The sequence below is a fragment of the Nostoc sp. UIC 10607 genome (assembly GCF_047228265.1).
GTDB classification, from domain to species: Bacteria; Cyanobacteriota; Cyanobacteriia; order Cyanobacteriales; family Nostocaceae; genus Nostoc; species Nostoc foliaceum_A.
Genome location: NZ_JBIQNW010000083.1, coordinates 1 through 21,088, shown reverse-complemented (window position 1 = coordinate 21,088; position 21,088 = coordinate 1). Strand labels below are relative to the sequence as shown.

General features: G+C 41.8%; 17 protein-coding genes. 9 read left to right on the top strand and 8 right to left on the bottom strand.

Annotated features, from left to right (window positions below):
* Window positions 1-273: 273 nt before the first annotated feature.
* Window positions 274-816 (bottom strand): Hsp20/alpha crystallin family protein, encoded by a 543-nt coding sequence (locus ACEYW6_RS32470; RefSeq protein ID WP_412983029.1) that lies wholly within the window; start codon window positions 814-816, stop codon window positions 274-276.
* Window positions 817-1,664: 848 nt separating this feature from the next.
* Between ACEYW6_RS32470 and ACEYW6_RS32465 the strand changes: the two genes are divergently transcribed.
* A complete protein-coding gene (locus ACEYW6_RS32465; RefSeq protein WP_412983028.1) occupies window positions 1,665-7,361 on the top strand; it encodes a PAS domain S-box protein in 5,697 nt (1,898 codons plus the stop codon).
* Between the two features lie 106 nt (window positions 7,362-7,467).
* Here ACEYW6_RS32465 and ACEYW6_RS32460 read toward each other — a convergent pair whose 3' ends face one another.
* The 7 genes from ACEYW6_RS32460 to ACEYW6_RS32430 all read right to left on the bottom strand — a co-directional run bounded on the left by ACEYW6_RS32460 (window position 7,468) and on the right by ACEYW6_RS32430 (window position 14,369).
* Entirely contained in the window at window positions 7,468-8,775 is a 1,308-nt protein-coding gene (locus ACEYW6_RS32460; RefSeq protein WP_190893758.1) for a CO2 hydration protein, read from the bottom strand.
* Window positions 8,776-9,016: 241 nt separating this feature from the next.
* Window positions 9,017-10,513: an NADH-quinone oxidoreductase subunit M gene (locus ACEYW6_RS32455; RefSeq protein WP_412983027.1), complete on the bottom strand. Its 1,497-nt coding sequence runs from the start codon at window positions 10,511-10,513 to the stop codon at window positions 9,017-9,019.
* A 108-nt stretch (window positions 10,514-10,621) separates the two neighbouring features.
* Window positions 10,622-11,335: a carbonic anhydrase gene (locus ACEYW6_RS32450; RefSeq protein WP_412983026.1), complete on the bottom strand. Its 714-nt coding sequence runs from the start codon at window positions 11,333-11,335 to the stop codon at window positions 10,622-10,624.
* A 71-nt stretch (window positions 11,336-11,406) separates the two neighbouring features.
* Entirely contained in the window at window positions 11,407-13,266 is a 1,860-nt protein-coding gene (locus ACEYW6_RS32445; RefSeq protein ID WP_412983025.1) for an NAD(P)H-quinone oxidoreductase subunit F, read from the bottom strand.
* Window positions 13,267-13,616: 350 nt separating this feature from the next.
* Entirely contained in the window at window positions 13,617-13,802 is a 186-nt protein-coding gene (locus ACEYW6_RS32440; protein ID WP_412983024.1) for a hypothetical protein, read from the bottom strand.
* A 71-nt stretch (window positions 13,803-13,873) separates the two neighbouring features.
* Complete coding sequence (locus tag ACEYW6_RS32435) at window positions 13,874-14,152, bottom strand: type II toxin-antitoxin system RelE family toxin (RefSeq protein ID WP_412983023.1); 279 nt, start codon at window positions 14,150-14,152, stop codon at window positions 13,874-13,876.
* Entirely contained in the window at window positions 14,127-14,369 is a 243-nt protein-coding gene (locus ACEYW6_RS32430; RefSeq protein WP_412983022.1) for a hypothetical protein, read from the bottom strand. The genes ACEYW6_RS32435 and ACEYW6_RS32430 overlap by 26 nt, the downstream gene beginning before the upstream one ends.
* Window positions 14,370-14,567: 198 nt before the next feature.
* Between ACEYW6_RS32430 and ACEYW6_RS32425 the strand changes: the two genes are divergently transcribed.
* The 8 genes from ACEYW6_RS32425 (at window position 14,568) to ACEYW6_RS32390 (ending at window position 21,007) form a co-directional block, all read left to right on the top strand.
* On the top strand, window positions 14,568-14,822 hold the full coding sequence (locus tag ACEYW6_RS32425) for a hypothetical protein (protein WP_412983021.1): 255 nt from the start codon (window positions 14,568-14,570) through the stop codon (window positions 14,820-14,822).
* Between the two features lie 55 nt (window positions 14,823-14,877).
* Window positions 14,878-15,465 carry a Uma2 family endonuclease gene (locus ACEYW6_RS32420; protein WP_412983020.1) on the top strand — a complete coding sequence of 196 codons (588 nt, stop codon included), beginning with the start codon at window positions 14,878-14,880 and terminating at the stop codon, window positions 15,463-15,465.
* 141 nt (window positions 15,466-15,606) lie between these two features.
* Window positions 15,607-15,768, top strand: coding sequence for a hypothetical protein (locus ACEYW6_RS32415; protein WP_412983019.1), 162 nt, complete (start codon window positions 15,607-15,609; stop codon window positions 15,766-15,768).
* Window positions 15,769-15,843: 75 nt separating this feature from the next.
* A complete protein-coding gene (locus ACEYW6_RS32410; protein WP_412983018.1) occupies window positions 15,844-17,193 on the top strand; it encodes a pentapeptide repeat-containing protein in 1,350 nt (449 codons plus the stop codon).
* Complete coding sequence (locus ACEYW6_RS32405) at window positions 17,168-17,923, top strand: hypothetical protein (RefSeq protein ID WP_412983017.1); 756 nt, start codon at window positions 17,168-17,170, stop codon at window positions 17,921-17,923. Before ACEYW6_RS32410 ends, ACEYW6_RS32405 begins: the two co-directional genes overlap by 26 nt.
* 58 nt (window positions 17,924-17,981) lie before the next feature.
* Window positions 17,982-19,529: an FAD-binding oxidoreductase gene (locus ACEYW6_RS32400; RefSeq protein WP_412983016.1), complete on the top strand. Its 1,548-nt coding sequence runs from the start codon at window positions 17,982-17,984 to the stop codon at window positions 19,527-19,529.
* 23 nt (window positions 19,530-19,552) lie between these two features.
* Window positions 19,553-20,257 carry an actin-binding WH2 domain-containing protein gene (locus ACEYW6_RS32395; RefSeq protein ID WP_412983015.1) on the top strand — a complete coding sequence of 235 codons (705 nt, stop codon included), beginning with the start codon at window positions 19,553-19,555 and terminating at the stop codon, window positions 20,255-20,257.
* Window positions 20,258-20,299: 42 nt separating this feature from the next.
* Window positions 20,300-21,007 carry an actin-binding WH2 domain-containing protein gene (locus tag ACEYW6_RS32390; RefSeq protein WP_412983014.1) on the top strand — a complete coding sequence of 236 codons (708 nt, stop codon included), beginning with the start codon at window positions 20,300-20,302 and terminating at the stop codon, window positions 21,005-21,007.
* Window positions 21,008-21,088 lie beyond the last annotated feature (81 nt).

The window sequence follows — 21,088 nt, the reverse complement described above, 5'->3', positions numbered from 1 at the left end:
TGCTTGACATTTTGACCATCGCCTTAAGTTGTCACCAATAGTCGGAGCCTGGGAACGAGTCAAGCCTTATCAAGCTAGGTTTTTAAGACTTGTGTGTACACCGTAGGTATCTAACCGGGGGATACAAGTGAAAAAGCTAAATTTATTCAGCAATAAAACGGTTTAAGAGTTAAGCGACAAAAACCCCAGCCGATGAGTTTAGCTGGGGTTTCTATCAAAATTTAGCTATTTCAGAGATATAGAAACTATTGATTGAGAAAATCGAACATCTTCTCAAACAGTTTGAACGCTTTGCTGTGATGTAATGTTGGGTTGTGTATTTCCATTGCCACCTTCTATAGAAGCTGTAGCACTTTGAGATTGACCTAAATTAACTTTGAATACCTTGTTCTGCTCTTGCTCCAGTTTGGGCAAATTCAAAATTAAAATCCCATCTTTCAGGTCTGCCTTAACTTGTTGATTCTGAACTTTGCTTGGTAGAGGTATTATTCTAGTGAACTTGCCATACCGGAATTCAGAATGAACTTTAGTGTTAGATTCGGAATGTTTTTCGTAACGATGCTCACCAGTAATCGAAACTGCATCTTGAGTAACTTGAACATCCAAGTCTTTAGCTTCAACGCCTGGAATCTCAACTCTTAATAGGAACTCTGAACCATTGTCAGATAATTCAACAGCAGGAACCCACGCTGTTCTCGGTGATGCAGAAATATCGGAACTGCTGCGCTCGGCTGCTGTGATATCAGAGAAAAGTTGATCCATTTGACGACGCAGAATATCCATTTCACGGAATGGTTCCCAACGGATGAGTGCCATATCTCAATCTCTCCTTAACTTTCTAATTTACTTTTGAGTAATCAAACAAAGTTTTAGAGCTATTTAGAGGTCTTTAAGCAAATATCAAACCTCTAATTTTTTTTAGAGAGAAGCTTTATTTGCTTTGTTTTTCTCTCTAGTAACTAATTTAATAAAAGAAAAATCTAAAAACAGTTGGGTAAACCGTACAGACATAAGTTGGATTTACCGTATCAAACAAAAAAAGGGTGAAAAGCTTGATAATAGTTGATATGGACGAGAACGAACACTGAATTCTCTATTCATAGGCAATGCCAAACCGTAGACATGTATGTATAGTTTATGACAGTTTTCTTGAGGACGTGTTCTGGTCACAGACGGAGCTATTGTAAAAGCTGTAAGTAAGCTGGTATAAATAATTGACGCTGGGTAAGGCAAGAGGCAAGAGTTACAAGGGTTTTAACTTAGTTCATTTTTATCTACATAGTTTGATTTTATTGTGCCAACTTACTTAGTTGAACTCGAACCGAGAATTTTCTTGGACATCGTGTATGGTAAAGGGTGGTTGTACCGTGTACTCTGGTGTCGTGGGTTGGCTGGAGAGTTACCAATTTGATTGAATCAGCACAGTGTATGGCCGATGTCCGCTTTGTTGTATGTTCGCACTTCGATATTCGGTAACAGAGATTTGGCAGTATTAATCGGTTCTCCTGCTTTATCTGCAACTTTTACCTATACCTTACACCAAAGTATGATATTAAGCGATAATAATTCTATTTACAATCTTTTAACAAAGTTTTGCTTTCTGATTTGATGTTCAGTTTGATTCAACAAATTATTCCTGATTTAAAATTAACTCGGTAATTTATATGGAAACTCAACAAATAACAATTTTATTAGTTGATGATCAGCTAGAGAATTTAAATTTTTTATCAGACATCCTTCAACATCAAGGTTATCAGGTGCAAACTTCCCTTTCTGGACAATTGGCAATCAAAAGAGCGGTGGCTTTTCCCCCTGATTTGATTTTGCTAGATATTCTTATGTCAGATATGGATGGTTATGAAGTTTATCAACATTTGAAAGCTCACCAGGAAACTCAATATATTCCGATAATTTTTTTCGGTATTTTAGATGAATTGTCTGAAAAAGTAAACATCTTTGATTTAGAAGATGTTGACTATATTACTCAACCATTCCAACCTAAAGAAATTTTATTTCGTATACAAAATCAACTCACTCTGCAAAAGCTGAAAAAACAGTTAAAAGAAAAAAATGCTCAACTACAACCGGAGATTAAAGAGCATCAACGGAATGCAGTTGAGTTAAATATTCTGAACAAAGAAATAGAAGATATTTTAAAAGAAATTCCTGTTGGCATTGCTGAAGCTTTTTGTAAAGAAGTTTACCAAAGCGATGGCTGCGCCAACGCCGAGAGCGAACGCCTTTTAGTTGAAGCCGCCCTAAAGAAGAGTGAAAGTCAGTATCGCCACCTAGTAGAGACATCCCAGGACATGATCTGGTCAGTGGATATTGATGGACTACTTACCTTTGTCAACCCCGCAGTCAAGCAGATTTATGGCTACGAACCCCAGGAAATGATCGGGCGTGCCTTGACTGATTTCATCTCGCCTACACAAGTTGCTCAAGATAAAGCAGCCTTTGAGGGTGTTTTTCGGGGAAAGTCGATCTTCCAGCATGAAACTACCTGTGTAGCCAAAGATGGTACTTTACTTTATCTAATGTTTAATGCGATCGCTTTACGCAATGAAGAAAATCTAGTTATAGGCATGACAGGTACTGCTAGTAATATTACACAGCGTAGAGGAGTCGAAAAATTACTCCAAGAAAGTGCGATTAAGCTCCGCAATCATAACCTAGTGCTAACTCAACTGGCACAAAATCAGACGCTTTATCAGGGCGACTTGAAGGCAGCCTTGTGTAAAATCACAGAAACAGCTGTCAAAAATATTGGAGTAGAACGAACTAGTGTCTGGCTATATGACGAAACAGGCATTAAACTCCAGTGTTTTGACCTGTTTGAAGCTAGCCGCAATCAACATAGCGAAGGACTTTCCTTGGCAATGGCAGACTATCCAGCTTATTTTGCAGCTTTGCAGCAAGACCAACTAATCGCCGCAAATAATGCCCATCACGATCCCAGGACTAAAGAATTTTCTGCGTCTTACTCAAGATTAAACATCACCTCTATACTCAATACACCCATTAGGCTGGAGGGAAAAACCGTAGGAGCTTTATGTCTGGAGGCAGTGGGAGTTACTCATCATTGGACGCTAGAAGACCAAAATTTCGCTCGTTCTCTGGGCAATTTAGTATCCTTGGTGTTGGAGGCAAAAGAACGCCAACGCGCAGAAGCAGCGCGACGGGCTTCTGAAGAAAAGTTAGCATCAGCTTTTCGGTCATCTCCTGATCCTATTGCCTTAATTACTCTTCCCAATAACCGCTATGTTGAAGTTAACGACAGCTTTTGTCGGTTTTTTGGTTATTCTCGTTCTCAAGTCCTTGATCGTAGCGATCAAGAATTGAATATTTGGGCGAATCCAGAAGAATATAATTTCCTCGCCCACACGTTGTTACAAACTAAAGCCATCCGCAACTATGAGATTGATGTCTGCACTTCAACAGGAGAAATCAGGACAACACTGTTTAGTGCGGAAATGATCGAGATTGATGAACAATGGTACGTATTGGGCACAGCGAAAGACATTACTGAACGCAAACAGGCAGAAAATGAAAGCCGTTTGCTACTGTTGACAACCCAAGCTATCACTCGCGCCAATGATGTCAACAGCGCTTTAGTCGTAGTCTTGCGCTTAATTTGTCACACCATTGGTTGGGATTTTGGTGAAGCATGGATACCTAATGAAGATGGTACTTTAGAACACAGTCTGGGCTGGTACGGTGAGCAGAGCAGTTTAGAAGAATTCTGCCGCCAAAGCCAAACTGTGAAATTTGCTCTGGGAGTGGGACTACCAGGAAGGGTTTGGCAAAGCCAGGAACCAGAATGGATAGAAGATGTTTCGGAAGTTACACAGCCAGTTTTTTTGCGATCGCAATATGCCGCAAAAGTAGGATTAAAAGCTGGTTTTGGTGTTCCCATACTAGCTGGAAAGGAAGTATTAGCTGTTTTAGTGTTTTTTAAACGTAGCTCAGTATTGGTAGATCGGCGTTTGCTCTTGCTAGTAACTGCTGTTGCTGCTCAGTTAGGTGGGTTGATTGAGCGCAAAACCCTAGAACAAGAACTAGCACTCAGAGAAGCTCGCCTCAATGCCTTTTTTAGCAGTGCTCCTGTTGGCATGAACATTGTAGATAACCAGCTGCGGTTTGTGCAAATCAATCAACTGCTGGCGGAAATTAATGGACTACCCCAGCAAGATCATATTGGCAAGACAATCTATGAAGTCTTACCCCACATCGCCCCCTTAATGGAACCAATTTACCAGCAGGTTCTGTTGACTGGTCAACCCATTCTCAATCAAGAATTAAGCGGCGCATCAATTAAACAACCAGATATTATCCGCCACTTCTTAGCTTCTTATTTTCCAATTCCTGGTGAGGACGATCGCCCCTCTGGTGTCGGTACAGTTTTAGTAGAAATTAGCGAACTGGAAGCAGCGCTACGCGAACGCAAACATGTTGAACAAGAACTGCGTTTAGCCAACGAACGCCTACAATATCTACTCACTTCTAGCCCTGTAGTCATTTATAGCAGCAAAAAAAACTCAGGAGATTTTAGCACTACTTTTATTAGTAAGAATGTTAAAGCAATGGTTGGGTACGAAGCGCAAGAATTTATCGAGAATTCAAGTTTTTGGCTCCATCACGTCCACCCACAAGATATTGAACTCATATCGGGGAAATTTTCCCAGCTTGTTGAACGAGAGTACAGCTCCTACGAATACCGCTGGTTACACGCTGACGGAACTTATCACTGGTTTTACGAAAAGATGAGGTTAATTCGTGACGAAGCTGGTAACCCTATAGAATGCGTTGGTTATTGGGCAGACATTAATGATCGCAAATTAGCAGAATTAGCTTTGCAGTCAGGTCGGCAACGATATAAACTTCTAGCGGAAGCTTCACCAGCTGGTATATTTCATACTGATGTGGATGGCAATGTCTTATATTTTAATCAACGCTGGAGTGAGATTACTGGATGCAGTTTAGAAGAGTCTCTGGGAAAAGGTTGGTCAAAAGCCGTACATCCAGACGACCGCGAGCAGCTATTTTTAGTATGGAATCAAGCAAGAGTTACTAAAAACCTGTATAAGCACGAACATCGATTCTTGCGCGACGATAGCACAGTCGTCTGGGTGATTTGTCAAGCTTTGCCAGAATTTGGAGATGATGGAGAAATTAAAGGTTACATCGGCACAATTACAGATATTACCGAGAGAAAATTAGCAGAAGAAGCCTTGCGTGAGAGTGTAGAACGAGAAAAAGCGATCGCCCAAGTGATTCAAAGGATGCGCCAAACACTGGATTTAGAGACTATATTTGCGGCTACAACTCAAGAATTACGGCAAGTGCTCAACTGCGATCGGGTTGTTGTCTATCGTTTCAATCCCCACTGGAGTGGCGAATTTGTCTCCGAATCGGTGAGTAACGGTTGGATTTCTCTAATAGAAGAACACAACAATGACCCTTATCTCACACAGGGTGTGTTACAAGATGGTCATTGTCTAGCAAAAATTTTGGATAACGCGGATAACCAAGTGGAAGATCCTTGTCTGCAAGCAACCCAAGGTGGAAGTTTCCGTTCTGTCCCAGACATTTATAACGCTGGGTTTCATAGTTCTTATATCAACCTCTTAGAGCGCTTTCAGGCAAAAGCCTACATTATTGTGCCCATTCTATATGGTAGTCAGCTTTGGGGATTACTAGCGAGTTATCAAAATTCCGATCCCCGCCAATGGAAACCAGGAGAAATCAACATCGTAGTTCAAATTGGTAATCAATTGGGTGTTGCTTTACAGCAGGCACAATTGCTGGCGCAAACTCAAAGGCAGTCACAAGCATTGCAAGAAGCTGTGATTACGGCTGATGCTGCCAACCGTGCCAAAAGCGAATTCCTCGCCAACATGAGCCACGAACTACGGACTCCACTCAACGCTATCCTCGGTTTTACCCAAATCATGAGCCACGATCATGCTTTATCAACTGAACATCAGCAAAACCTAGCAATCATCAATCGTGCTGGCGAACATCTCCTCAACTTAATCAATGACATTTTGGAAATGTCTAAAATCGAAGCCGGCAGAATAACATTAAATCTCAACAGTTTTGACTTAATTCGCCTCTTAGAAAACCTCGAAGAGATGTTGCGGTTCCGCGCCACCTCCAAAGGATTAGAATTGGTCTTTGAATATACATCTCAACTCCCGCAGTATGTTCAAGCTGACGAAAGTAAACTGCGTCAAGTGTTGCTTAACCTCTTGGGAAATGCAATCAAATTTACCGATACTGGAAGAGTGATACTGCGGGTGTGTCTAGGAGCTGAAGAATCGGGAATGGGGACTAGGGGCTGGGAAGTAGGAGAACAAGGGGAGATAAAGGAGCAAAATTTTCCTTACCTCCCTCATCTCTTCTTCGAAGTACAAGACACCGGTCGTGGTATTGCCCCACAAGAAATTGACTTACTGTTTGAAGCTTTTGGGCAAACTGAAACCGGAAGAAAATCGCAACAGGGAACGGGACTAGGTTTAGCAATTAGCCGCAAATATGTGCAACTAATGGGGGGAGATATTAGCGTCACCAGCACCATTGGTGAGGGAAGTAAATTTGCTTTTGATATTCAAATTGGTCTAGCCGCAGCTAGCGAAATCCAAATAAAGCAAAATAGACGCCAAGTTATTAGTTTAGCGCCCGATCAAACCGAATACCGAATCTTGGTGGTTGATGACTCCACAGACAGCCGTTTAGTACCAGTGAAAATTTTGGCATCTATCGGCTTTACAGTCCAGGAAGCGGCAAATGGCACTGAAGCGATCGCAATTTGGCAGACATGGCAACCACACTTAATCTTAATGGATATGTGGATGCCGATTATGGACGGCTATGAAGCCACAAAAATTATTAAAGCTAGAGAAGAAGCTTCAATTCAAAATCGCAAGACCATTATCATCGCCTTAACCGCTAACGCATTTGAGGAACAACGAGAGGCAATGATTAAAGCGGGTTGTGATGATTATATTAACAAGCCCTTCCGCGAGGAACAATTACTAGAAAAATTGAGCGAATATTTAAAAGTTCAATATATTTTTCAAGAAGAAAGCTATCAGATAGCAGATGCAAAACACCAGGAAACAGAACCAATTTTGACGCTTACAGATTTAGTGACTCTATTATCTGAAATGCCGCCGGAATGGGTGAAACAGGTGTACACTGCCGCAGCTCAATGTAGTGATGACTTAATTTTAGAATTGATTGAGCAAATCCCTTCAAAAAATGCAGGACTACGAAATTTTATCAAGAATTTTGCTCAGAATTTTCAGTTTGAAAAAATTATGGAATTGACGAGTCTTACAGGAGTATTATCCAGTTAATAAGAATTAAGGCTATAGTAGTGTTTTTACTGAAAAAATTTCAACATTTTCTAATTTCCTTACAACAAAAAAAGCCCCCTTTAAAAAGGGGGGTTGGGAGGATATCTTATCGATAATCTTGCTTTTGAATACTGCCCAAACGAGCAGCATCACGAATATTGTAGTCACTTCGAGTAAAGCGATTTAGCTGCATTTCAAAGAAATCTCGATTGGCTTGTAAATGCTTGGGATTTGGGTCATCTAAAGGATATAAAAGAGCAGTTCGCAAAGCTTGAATTACCGCAGAAGTTACACAGTACATTGACCGTTGAAAACTCACTCCCAACTGAATCAACATATCTTCTTCACCCCGGCAATGTTGGCTGTAGTAATCAACAAGATATGGTGGCAAAAAGTGCAACATATCTTGCATTAATAAGGTGGGGGGAATGCCAGCAGTACCTACCGGGAATACATCAGCGTAAAGAATACCATAGTGAAAGTCTTTCTGGTCTGCCGGTACTTGACGCGCTTGAGCATTATAAGATTTTGTCCCCCGGAAGGGTGCGGTGCGGTAGAAAACTGCTTCTACATAAGGTAATGCTGCTTCATAAAGCCACATGAAACCCTTGGATTTGGGGATAATTTCGTAGCATTCACCACGAATATAAACGTGATGGTAAATCGGACGACCTGCGATCGCAAATATACCATTAACTAAGAAACTCATTGCCTCTGGGACGCTGCTAATGGTACCTTCGTCATAGCGATCAGACATTTCAAAGAATACCGGGGCCATGATTTCCCAGAATAAGCCCAGGTTGGCGTAGTATGACATCTGGCGGCACTGTTCCAAAAACATATCGGGGAACAGCTTGTAAAGCCCCAGCATGACGGGGTTCCCTTGGAAGTAAGCTTTAATTGCCCTGTCGGCGTTGGCTTTGTATTCGTCTGAATCTAGGTAAGGGTCAAATTGTCCACCCATCCCTCTATGCCACAACATCGCCCGCATACAAGCTTCAGCAAATTCCATGTTAATGCGATCGTGAAACAAGTGATGCAACAACTTTGGCATTTTGAAAGTTTCACCTTTCTCAATAAATGCCAAAAGTTCTGGATGTGCAGTAGCTTCGCCGCGCCAAATTCGCAAATCGGCATCATCGCCAGCATAATGATTATGCAGTTCTAAATACTCTTTGGGTAAGAAGTATTTGAAGAATGGTAATGGGTTTAAAAATTCGCGTTCGGCAATATAAAGTAGGTCACGCCAGTAAAAATCCATCGGCACAGCATAAGCTTTGTATAAACCGATGATTTGCATCAAATTTTCTGGAGTATCGGGTAACATTGCACCGCCTGCTTCTAGGCGATGAATTACTTCAGCAAATTCGTGTTTAGAAGGAGGTAATTTAATTGCTGTTTTAATTGCTGTCATGGTAATTGTAAATTTGTAGAGACGCGATTTATCGCGTCTGGGGGATAGATTTTAAGATGCGATAAATTGCGTATGGGCGGATAGGTTTTGAGATGCGATAAATTGCGTATGGGCGGATAGGTTTTGAGACGCGATTTATAGCGTCTGGGGGATAGATTTTAAGACGCAATTTATCGCGTATGGGCGGATAGGTTTTGAGACGCGATAAATCGCCGTCTCTACAAGTGTTTTGATTTATTTACTATTTCAGCGCTACTTCAGAGATTACGGTTTTTTCTAAGGAGGGAATTGCAGCCACCATTGTTGTCGTTGTGGATTCACTCCAACGCACTAACCAAGTAGGTTGTACTCCCAAAAAGATAATGAAAGCTGCCAATATTAAAGCTGGTATTTTCTCAGACCAAATAACTTTGGGATAGTAGGCGAAGTTATCGAGTCTGCCAAAACAGGTGCGGTTGAGAAGGATGACAAAATAAACTGCGGTTAATCCACTAGCTACTACACACAAAATTGTCGGAATGGGAAAGGCAGAGAAACTACCTTGAAAGACGATAAATTCGGCGATGAATCCTGTTAAACCGGGAATACCTGCGCTAGCCATTCCACTTAAAACTAATAAAGCGCTTATTAAGGGTAAACCGCGTATGGGACTCATCAAACCATTGAGTTTATCTAACTCGCGTGTACCGACTTTCGCTTCTACGACTCCCACCAAGTGGAAGAGAATCGCCAGGATGATACCGTGGCTAAACATTTGGGCGACTGCGCCCACCAATGCTAAGGGAGTACTGGCGGCACCAGCTAGCAAGATATAGCCCATGTGACCGACGGAACTGTATGCTACCATGCGCTTGATATCTTTTTGAGCGATCGCAATTACTGCCCCATAGATAGCGCTGACTGCTCCCCAAATTGCCAAAGTCGGTGCAATAATGCTCCAAGCATGGGGAAACATACCCAACCCAAACCGCAGTAATCCATAGGTTCCCAGCTTTGCTAACACACCACCGAGAAGAATAGCAATTGGTGCTGAAGCCTCAACGTAAGCATCCGGTAGCCAAGTATGGAAGGGAACTAAAGGAATTTTAATGCCAAAACCCAATACTATCCCTGCTAGTAAAAGGATTTGTTTTGCTGTTGACAGGTTTTCTGTTGAGACTGCATCAAAAGCAAAATTGGTAGAACCACTCAGCCACACCATACCCAAAAATGTCGCCAGAATGAATGCTCCTGAAACAGCAGTATAAATCAGGAATTTAATCCCAGCATAACCCCGTTTTTCCCCTCCCCAAATAGAAATTAGTAAGTAGAAGGGGATTAATTCTAGTTCGTAGAATAGGAAGAATAGTAGTAAATTTTCAGCTAGAAAAGCGCCTGCAACTCCTCCACTAACTAATAAAATCATGGAGTAAAACAGCCGGGGGCGCTCAGTTTCTTTACTACTGCTGTAAATAGAAATCCAGGTGAGTAGGCTATTTAACACCAACATTAATATAGAAAGCCCATCAACACCTAATTGGTAGCTTAATCCCAGAGTTTCATTCCAGGGCAAATACTCTTTAAATTGCATACCTGGATTGCTGATATCAAATTTTAGCAGGATAAAAAGGTTCCAAAAGAGAACTATCCCAGAAAAAATTAATGCTGTTAAACGAATGCGATAAGTAGGGAAACTTACAGGTAATATTGCTATGAAAATAGCGGCTATAATTGGGAGCCAAATCAAAACACTTAACATGGCAATTTGGGATTTTAGAAAATTGGTAATTGTTATAAATGTCTATGAATTCGTGGCAGCAGAGCAATCTCATTTCCAGGTGCAACCTGGAAACGAGATTTAAAAAATCTAACTAACTAGACTGATCCTGCCAGTATCTAAATCGTAATAACCACCGACTATTTTCAGCTTTTCTGCCTTGATCAACTCAGATAAAACTGACGAGGATTTTAATTTTTCAACTTGCGCCAAAATATTGGCTTTACAAGCGTTTTCTAACTTATCTCCTGGCTCTCCTTTTGAGCTTTCCACACTTGGTTTAATTGCTTGAAGCAAACTTCCAATTTGTCCTGGCACTTGAGCGCCTTTGATTGCAGCATCTACCGCACCACATTTTTCATGCCCCACTACCATGATGACTTTGGAACCTAATACTAAGCTGCCAAATTCTAAGCTACCAATTTCTTCTGATGTGGCAATATTACCAGCTACACGGCAGACAAATAAATCTCCAAGTCCTTGGTCAAAAACAATCTCTGAAGGCACTCGTGAATCTGCACAACCGAGAACAGAAGCAAATGGCTTTTGACCTTTGGCAACTTCGACTAAACGTGAACGTGTTTGGTTAGGATTGCGCCGTTTTGCTTTGACAAATCTGTCATTTCCATCTAATAACTCTTGCAGTGCCTTATCGGGGGTAATATCATCTTTTACTGGTGTTTTTTCGGCTGCAAGTAAGTTTGAGCTAAGTCCGGCTGTCAATACACCTGTACCGATCGCACCTGCACCAAACTTGAATAAACTTCTTCTGGAAAGATTGAACTGGGGATGTAGTCTGCTCATGGAATTCTCCTCACAATATTAAACTGTCTGTTTGTAATAAAACGGTGATTGAATTAACTGGGTGTAGTGATTTAGAAAATCAAATTTAAAAACTGCACTCCCCACAATGGCCAAGCAACCCACATTCCTAAAACGCCTACTCCTAGAAGAACGGTGAAGGCATAAAACTGGGTTTGTCCAGAGGTGCTGTATTTGAGACTTTCGCCACCCAATAGCGAAAATAAACCAACCAAATTAACGATACCATCAACGACAAAGCGGTCAATCATATCGGCAAGTTGGGAAATTTTGGCAACTCCAAAAATAATGGTCATTTTATAGAGTTTGGGAGTGTAAAAGTCGTATGCAAACAAGTCTTGTAAACCTTGCCAAGGAAGGCGAATTGGTTTAGGAATGTTGCCTAAATAAATCACGCCAGTGATGCTGCAACCGAAAATACTCGACCAAATTAAAAGTAGTGCGACATCTTTATTTAGAGTTGCCCAATCAGGTAAAAGTGATAAGCTTTGCAACACTAAAGGAAGATGTAGACTGACACCAAGTAAAATCATCATTGGCAGAATCATTGGCCAGTGAGCTTCAGGCGATCGCTGACTCATTTGTGTAGGTTTACCGCCAAAAATTAAAGCGAATTCTCTGGTTAAACTCACGGCTGTCAAAGCATTTACCGCTATCACTACTCCCACTAACCAAGGTTGCGTTTCCCACAACCCATCTGCTAGTTTCACCAGTGCCCAAAAGCTACCCAAGGGCGGAAAACCAATTAATCCCAAAGTCCCGATGATAAAGGCTATTGCTGAAATCGGGCGGCGTGTCCACAATCCGCCTAATTGGGTTACGTCTTGGGTAATGCTATTCCAAATAATTCCGCCAGTACTCATCACCAGCAGTGCTGCGGATATGGCATGGGTGAGTACTAATAACAACGCCGCTTCGTATTGTTGTACTCCCACGGCGATGAATACTAAACCCATGTATGCGCTGACAGAATAGGATTGGCAGCGTTTAAGATCAATTTGAGCGATCGCAATTAAAGAAGCACCCACCGCTGTCACTACCCCAATGGCCACCATTGCCGAGGAAACTATGGGCGAGATGGTTAACACAGGTTGCAGTTTAATCAGCACCCATGCACCACTAGCAACTACTACCGAGTTCCGCAAAATCGTACTGGGAACTGGGCCTTCCATTGCCTCATCTAACCACAAATGTAGGGGGAACTGAGCACATTTACCCATCGGCCCGGCAATTAAGGCTAAACCTACCAGTGTCATTGTTGTCGGGTTGACGTTAGCAGTAGCCGCCCACTGGGCTAGTTCTGGATAACTCCAAGTTCCGGCTAGGGGCCATAGTGCCAACACGCCCATCAGCAAGAATAAATCTCCCACCCGCTTGGTTAAGAAAGCATCTCTCGCACCTGAGACTACTAACGGCTGGCTAAACCATAAGCCGACTAGTAGGTAGGTTCCCAGCGTCAGTACTTCCAAAATTACATAGCTGAAGAACAAGTTATTACATAGAACAAGGGCACATAGTCCCGCTTCAAATAATCCTAATAAGGAATAAAAGCGTCCCCAACCCCAATCCATTTCCATGTAGCCGATCGCATAAATCTGTGCCAGCAAATTCAAGCCAGTAATTACAACTAAAGCGCCGACACTCACCGAGGATATTTCTAAAGCAATGGTTAGGTCTAAACCAGCCGTAGATAACCAAGGAATAAATACTTCTTGGGGTAGATGATTCCAAGTTGCTTGTAAGGCGATCACAGAATGGACAAACGCCAAAAACGTCATCACCAAGTTTATATAACCCGCCGGTCTTGGCCCCGTTTTCCGAATGATCCCTGGTGACCAAGGCACGGCTAACAACCCACCTATTAAGGCATAGCAAGGAACTAGCCAAACAGTCTCAAGTAGAAACTGAGCCATCAACTTACCTCTATATTGTCATTAAAAATTTGGGGTTTTGAGCCAACTGGCGTTGATCTCAGTTAACCCAGCAATCGCAGATAATAAAAATTTATCTTTGCTTAATTTTCTTAGAAACAGCTTACCGTTATATTTGTCCAAATGGAATCACTTTATCTAAATAAATTTGAGATAATTCCTCTAAATAAAACTTATAGAATTAATTATTTGAGTAATGAATAATAGGTATTGCTTTTTATCTATGAATTAACTGTTGGTTTCATCAATAGTCATCATGAGTTTTTACTTATTGACATAAATCACAAGAGACGCAATTGATAGCGTCTCTCTACAAGTCAGATAAATGTAATCTACACTTCAGTAATTTTGTCAATCTGCCAAAAAACAGAAATAATCGCAGGCGCTTGGTCAAATTGGCTGATGGGAGCGGGTTTCATGTCCCGGTAGTCCAGCAGTTGGACTAAGATGAGATAGGCGATCGCTAAAATGACCGAAATCGCACCTGTAAAAATAGCAATTAATTTTGAACGTTCCATCAGTATTTCCTGTAATGCAAGTTGTTGTCCAGTGCCTATATCCACATTAATAGTTTAGACACACCACACACTTACCGATATACATCGCTCCGATGGGCTATCAGTAAAATAGTAATTAGTTGCTGTTCTTCATCCACTTTATAAACAACTCGCCAGACACCAACTCGATAGCGAAAAAGACCCGCGAAATCACCTTTGAGCCGCTTAATGTTTGGATGTTCATAAGCATTCTGTCGCAGTTGGTCAAAGCAACGGTTTAGTCGTTGGGCTAGTGATGCATCTACTTCTTGATAAAACTTCTGTACTTTGCGAGTCAGTACCAGTTCATACATGACGACGAATACTGTCAAATGACACTACTTCCCCAGCCTCAGCTTCCTGCATAGCTTCACGCAAAGCTTGCTCAAAACCAGGGACATTCAAAAGTTCCGTTGTCGCCTCATTTTCTTCTCTTTCTTCTAGATCAGCTAGAAAATCACTCACTATCCGCAGCCTTTCTGGAGACAGTCGCCGTAAACGCTTCTCAGCTTCCTGAAGAATATTAATGTCATCTTGTTTTGATTCCATAGTTATTTGTATAGCTGATGTTTTTTACCGTCGATTTACTCCCTCCTTTATATGTTAAGTATATGTTAAGGGCAGCTTGTCGTCAGATATCGCTGAAAATGGGCAAATTTATACAACAGATTATGTTCTTGACGAAACGATTACTTTCTCGCTGTTAAAATACCACCAGTCCGCTAAATTAAACGAGACATACAGCTTATGATTACTCAAATGATGGTTCAACCTTCATTCTGGGTAGATTCTGGAATCAAACTCAGTAAAGTTAGGGACATATATTTGTTTAAATTTACTGAAGAATTACAGTCTCGACTCGAAGAATTGTCTGAGAAAAAGAAAGCTGGATTGCTAACAAGCGAGGAAGATGCTGAATTGGCAGGCATATTGGAACTTGATAGAATTTTTACCTTGCTTAACGCCAAAATCTTAGTATTTCCTGTAATGCAAGTAGAATAACTGTATTGAATCATCAATGAGAATTGCGTAGGCGCAGCCCACCGTAGGTATCGCTATGACTGCAACCACAAAAAAATTTACTTTTGCAGAGTATCTTAAGTATAACGATGGCACAGATACCCAATATGAATTGGTAGATGGAGAATTAATTCCCATGAGCCTTGGCACTGGCAAGCATGGTGGCATCTCCAAGTTTTTAGAACGAAGCTTTGATGATGAAAGTGCCAAAATGGGCCAGAATTGGACAGCACAAAAGTTTTCTGTCGGAGTGCGTTCGCCACGTGGAGGACGCTGGGACACCTCACGAATTCCAGATGTAGTAGTATTACCAACACAGCAGTGGGAAGCACTTTCTAATCGAGAGGCTGTAATCGAACTCAACGAAACTCCCCCCATATTAGTGGTAGAAGTCGTCAGCGAATCTACACAAACTACAGACTATCGCAGCAAACGTTCTGAGTATGCTGTTCTGGAAATTCCCGAATATTGGATTGTTGACCCGATTCAAGAGATAGTAACAATATGCACCCTACTAGAAGGGTTCTATGATGCTGTTACATTCCGAGGACAAGAACGCATCATCTCTTTTACTTTTCCACAGTTGGATTTGAGTGTCGAACAAGTCTTGGCAGGACGGAAGTGAACTCTCAATTACTATTACCCAGCCAAACCGTATTGGCTGTACTTCAACAATGAGCCTCAGAACCTCAATGTTGACCTTCTGAAGCTCGACGTTGACCTTCTGAAGCTCGACGTTGACCTTCTGAGCCTCGAAGTTGCACGTTTGATCCTCGAAGTTGCGGCTTTTAACCTCAACGTTGACCTTCTGAGGCTCGACGTTGACCTTCTGAGGCTCAACGATGACCTTCTGAGGCTCGAAGTTGCACCTTTTATCCTCGAAGTTGCACCTTTTATCCTCGAAATTGCACCTTTTATCCTCAACTAACAAATATATCTAACCATTCCTGAATTTACAGGGGTGAGGGTATAGTAAAATTTGCTCACCTGTGTAAAGTGGAACATGGCTTTAGACTTCTCAGGTCAAAATCTCCGAGGACGCAACTTCAAAGGACAAGACCTTGCGGGTGCAAACTTTAGCTATGCCGACATCCGAGGGGCAAACTTCACCAACGCTAATTTGAAAGGCGCAAACTTCAGCCATGCCAAAGCAGGACTGCAACGCCGATGGGCAATTTTCCTAGTCCTTGTCTCGTGGCTGTCGTCGGGACTGTCGGGAAGTTTATGGTTTGTCGACGGTTATTTTGTGTTAGCGATATTAAATGCTTTTGCACGGTATTCGATTATCGGCTGTATTGTCCTAATCCTATTGATTGCCTATTTCATTTTCACAATTCGCCAAGGAGTAGGAACTAATTTAGGACTCGTAGCCTTTGGCATAGCCTTTGCCGCAGCCTTTGCCGCAGCCGTAGTAGCAGGAGCAGGAGCCTTCGCTGCTTTCGCCTTTGCTGTCGCCTTCGTTTTAGCCTTCGTCTTAACCGTAGTAGCGGGAGGCTTCGCCGTCGCCGGAGGCTTTGCCGTCGCTGGAGGCTTCGCCGTCGCCACAGCCTTAGTAGCGGGAGCCTTAGCCTTTCCCGTCGCCGTTATCTTCGCCGTTGGCTTCGTCGACAATGAAACCTTCGGCTTTGCCGTTTTCATCGTCATGATCACCGCCATTGCCATCGCCATCTCCATCCCCGGAACGTTACTGAGTATTTACATCACTTGGCAAGCGATGAAAGGAAACGAAGAATATTTCTTGATTCGTAATCTCGCGATCGCTTTTGCTGCAACAGGAGGTACAAGTTTTCGTGGCGCTGACTTAACCAAGGCTGATTTCACTCAAGCTACGCTCAAAAGTACAGATTTGCGAAACACTATTCTTATCTGTAGCCGTTGGCATCAAGCCAAAATGCTCGATCGTGTTCGTCCTGGTTCAACTTATCTTCAAAACTCACAAGTACGTGAACTGCTGGTTACAGGACAGGGACAGGAAAAAAATTTTGACCGTCAAAACCTACGAGGTATTAACTTACAAGCAGCAAACCTAGCTGATACCAACTTTATCGGCACCGATCTCAGTGAAGCCAACTTGCAAGATGCCGATTTGTCAAGAGCAAAGCTGAAGCAAACGCAACTAGACGGCACAGATTTAACAGGTGCAACACTCACAGGCGCGTACATTGAAAATTGGGGCATTACAAATACAACTAAATTGCATGGGGTGAGGTGTGAATATGTCTTCATGCGCTTACCCACCAAAGAAGACCCCGACCCTCTCCGCAAACCTAATAATAAACAAGAGGTATTTGCAGATGGGGAATTTGCCGATTTTATCAAGCCAATTTTTGACACTCTTGACCTTTTACCATAATCAAGGCGTTGACCCTCGCGCTGTTGCCATAGCCTTCAAAAACCTCGCCGAAAACCATCCCGAAGCCGAGTTAGAAATAGTGGCAATGGAGAAGCGCGGCGATGATAAAATCTTGCTCAGAGCCAAAACCGCCGCAGGTAGCGATAAATCTCAACTGAGTGCCGAATATTTTGATGACTATAATCAACTCAAAGCTTTATCGCAGAGTCAGCAATTATTGCTGGTAGAAAAATATCAGCGCATTATTAGTTTAGAAAATATGGTAGATACTGCTCTCAAGCAGCCGAAATTTTATACACAAGGAGATACAAATATGTCAGATATCAGCGGCATCAATATTGAAGGCAGCAGTAATGTTAGCGGTATCGCTGGCAATAATTCTATTGCTAATCTAGGAACCATTAGCGGTAACGTGAGTATTGCCCTCAATCAGTTACCTGATGCAACCGATGCCGAGAAACCAGGAATCAAAGAATTATTGTCGCAGTTGCAAGATGCGATCATCCAATCCACATATTTGTCAGAAGAAGACAAAACCGAAGCGCTAGAACAGGTGAACAGTTTGGCAGAAGCGGGTCAAAATCCTCAAGAATCCACTAAGCAAAAGACGGCAAAAACAGCCATCTCCATGTTGAAAGGGATATTTACAGGCTTACCTGCTGTTGCTTCTCTGGTAGAAGCGGGTAATAAATTATTGCCTGCGATCGCAAAACTATTCGGTTTGGGATAAGGGCGCTGTTCCAGCAAAGATACGATCGATACTAGTAACTCTGCTGGAATTAAACCCAATGTCTTTAACTGAAGAAATTCTTTCCCAATTACCCGGTGATGTTTTAGGAGGATTGCGCCAAGGCGATCGCATCCTCACATCTCTGCGAGAAAACTCCGCACTAGTACCAACGCTAGTTAAAGAAAGTCAACAGCCTTTGGGTGTTGTAGACTTCGATGTGCTTATCTGCGGTGGCACTTTAGGCATTTTAATTGGTTGCGCCTTAGCGGTGAAGGGACTGCGGGTAGCGTTGATGGAACGGGGAATTTTGCGGGGGAGGGAACAAGAGTGGAATATTTCTCGCAAAGAATTAGATGTATTTGTGGAATTGAACTTGCTGACTGAGGAAGAATTAGCAAGTGCGATCGCTACTCAATATAACCCAGCACGAGTTAGTTTTGCTGGCGGTACAGAAGTTTGGGTAGAAGATGTTTTGAATATTGGCGTAGATCCAGTTTATCTACTAGCTACCTTGAAAACCCGATTTCTCGGCGCAGGTGGAAAGTTGTTAGAAAACACACCCTTTACCGAAGCAGTGGTTCATTCAGATGGGGTGATGGTAAATAACCAATTCAAAACTCGGTTATTAATCGACGCGATGGGACATCTTTCACCCATCACCCAACAAGCACGCCAAGGAAAAAAACCAGACGCGCTGTGTTTAGTTGTGGGAAGTTGCGCCCAAGGTTTTCCGGAAAATAACTCAGGCGACTTGTTGTTATCATTTACATCTTTGCAGAATCAATGTCAGTACTTCTGGGAAGCTTTCCCAGCCAGGGATGGCAGAACCACTTACTTGTTTACTTACATGGATGCACATCCGCAACGCTTGAGTTTAGAAGCTCTGTTTGAGGAATATCTGCAACTTTTACCAGAATATCAGGGAGTGGAATTGAGCAAACTCAAATTTCAACGAGCACTATTTGGTTTCTTTCCCACCTATCGCCAAAGTCCGCTAAAAACCCCGTGGAATCGCATTTTACCAGTCGGAGATAGCAGTGGTAGTCAATCTCCCTTGAGTTTTGGTGGTTTTGGGGCAATGGTGCGTCACCTGAAGCGTTTAACTTATGGCATTTCCGAAGCGCTGGAAACAGAACAATTATCTGCAAAAGCTTTAGCACTGCTGCAACCCTATCAGCCAAGTTTGACTGTTACCTGGTTATTTCAAAGGGCGATGAGTGTTGGTATAAATCAGAAAATTGCCCCAGATCAAATTAACCAATTACTCTCGGCAGTATTTCAGGAAATGCAACAGTTGGGTACACCAGTGCTAAAACCATTTTTACAAGATATAGTGCAGTTTTCGGGACTAACGCAAACACTGTTAAAAACTGGTTTATCTCATCCTGGAATAGTTGCAAAGATCATTCCACAAGTAGGTTTAGCAAGTTTGTTAGATTGGATGGTGCATTACAGTAATTTAGGTGTATATACTGCCTTATTTTGGTTGAGTCCAATGCTAGAAACATGGATTAAGAATCAACCAAAAGAACAACAATATTATTGGTATAGGTTGATTGATGCCTGGAAGTATGGTTCTGGCGGTGATTACTTAGATGAAACTTAGAATTTTATCGGTGTGAGGATAACATGATTGAACGGAAAACATTAGGAATCAAATACTTTGCAGTGCTGATTGGATTCCTGCGTGATCGCCAAGGTTTTCTAGAGGAAATTCGCCAAGGTACAAGATTACCAAATAAAATCATTTCGCTGCTGGTTTGCAGTTCCTTATTTATCGCTGCTTATGGCGGAATCATTGGTGCATACCATAGCTGGATGCAAGCTTTATCTTCCGCCATTAAACTCCCAGCCCTTTATTTAATTACACTTTTGATTTGTATCCCGACGTTGTTCTTTGCGAATATTATTTTTGGTTCCAAACGGACTTTTGCACAGCATTTAGCATTAGTCTTAACTGCGGTTTCAGTTACCAGCGTACTTTTATTTAGCTTTGCTCCTATCACGTTGTTTTTCTTAATTACCACCAACAATTACCAATTTTTAATTCTGTTAAATGTCTTTATCTTTGCCATAACTGGATTTATTGGGGTTTCGTCTTTATATCAAGCCACGAGTTTAGTTTTAGAACAAGATGATGAAGGTAGCAAGACACGCCAGAAAATTTTACAATTTTGGCTATTTCTTTACGCTTTCGTAGGCAGTCAGTTAGGATGGACTCTCAGACCGTTTTTCGGCACACCTGGTTCTGTCTTTGAACTATTCCGCGAAAGAGAAGGTAATTTCTATTTAAGCGTCATTAAATCTCTTAGCTATCTCTTTGGATTCCGTTAATTAGTCATTAGTAATTCCCCAAAATATATAAACTATAAAATTATGCTGAAAAAGCAAAATCGCGGAATTCAACATTTTAGTGTTTTAGTTAATTTACTGCGCGATCGCCAATCATTCTTAGAAGAGATTCGTCTGGGAATAAGATTACAAAATAAAATCAGTTCTCTGTTCGTAACTAGTTCGATTTTCTTTGCCATTTATGGCGCAATTATCGGTGCGTCTAACAGTTGGGCACAGGCTTTATCTGGTGCTATTAAACTTCCAGCATTTTATTTATTAACACTGATTATTTGTTTTCCCACTTTGTTCTTTTTTAATGTTTTGTTTGGTTCTCGAAGCAGTATTCAACAGCATTTCGTTGTGTTGCTCACATCTGTATCGGTGATTAGTGTGCTTTTATTTAGCTTGGCACCAGTGACGTTATTTTTTCTAATCACTACACCCGATTCTTATCAATTTTTTAAACTTTTAAATGTGTTAATTTTTGGCATTACAGGCATCTTTGGCGTGAAATTCCTGTATGAAGGGATGCAATTGCTTTCTCAACAAGATGAAGTTGGCAAAAAAACCCGCACGACTATTTTAAGATCCTGGTTATTGCTTTATGCCTTTGTTGGGATGCAGTTAGGATGGTTTCTCAGACCGTTTTTTGGTGCCCCTGACTCTAAATTTGAATTATTTCGGGCGGTAAAAGGCAATTTCTATTTGGATATTGTAGCGGCGATTTCCGAAATTTTAGGTTTGCGTTAATTACTCTCGTTCCCAGTCTCCGACTATTGGTGACAACTTAAGGCGATGGTCAAAATGTCAAGCAGGATATGGAGATAAGTT

Coding starts and splice junctions, on each gene's coding strand:
- ACEYW6_RS32420 (WP_412983020.1), top strand. CDS start 14,878: ATGACTGCAACCACAAAAAAATTTACTTTTGCAGAGTATCTTAAGTAT.
- ACEYW6_RS32430 (WP_412983022.1), bottom strand. CDS start 14,369: ATGGAATCAAAACAAGATGACATTAATATTCTTCAGGAAGCTGAGAAG.
- ACEYW6_RS32390 (WP_412983014.1), top strand. CDS start 20,300: ATGCTGAAAAAGCAAAATCGCGGAATTCAACATTTTAGTGTTTTAGTT.
- ACEYW6_RS32400 (WP_412983016.1), top strand. CDS start 17,982: ATGTCTTTAACTGAAGAAATTCTTTCCCAATTACCCGGTGATGTTTTA.
- ACEYW6_RS32450 (WP_412983026.1), bottom strand. CDS start 11,335: ATGAGCAGACTACATCCCCAGTTCAATCTTTCCAGAAGAAGTTTATTC.
- ACEYW6_RS32395 (WP_412983015.1), top strand. CDS start 19,553: ATGATTGAACGGAAAACATTAGGAATCAAATACTTTGCAGTGCTGATT.
- ACEYW6_RS32410 (WP_412983018.1), top strand. CDS start 15,844: ATGGCTTTAGACTTCTCAGGTCAAAATCTCCGAGGACGCAACTTCAAA.
- ACEYW6_RS32465 (WP_412983028.1), top strand. CDS start 1,665: ATGGAAACTCAACAAATAACAATTTTATTAGTTGATGATCAGCTAGAG.
- ACEYW6_RS32455 (WP_412983027.1), bottom strand. CDS start 10,513: ATGTTAAGTGTTTTGATTTGGCTCCCAATTATAGCCGCTATTTTCATA.
- ACEYW6_RS32440 (WP_412983024.1), bottom strand. CDS start 13,802: ATGGAACGTTCAAAATTAATTGCTATTTTTACAGGTGCGATTTCGGTC.
- ACEYW6_RS32425 (WP_412983021.1), top strand. CDS start 14,568: ATGATTACTCAAATGATGGTTCAACCTTCATTCTGGGTAGATTCTGGA.
- ACEYW6_RS32460 (WP_190893758.1), bottom strand. CDS start 8,775: ATGACAGCAATTAAAACAGCAATTAAATTACCTCCTTCTAAACACGAA.
- ACEYW6_RS32445 (WP_412983025.1), bottom strand. CDS start 13,266: ATGGCTCAGTTTCTACTTGAGACTGTTTGGCTAGTTCCTTGCTATGCC.
- ACEYW6_RS32470 (WP_412983029.1), bottom strand. CDS start 816: ATGGCACTCATCCGTTGGGAACCATTCCGTGAAATGGATATTCTGCGT.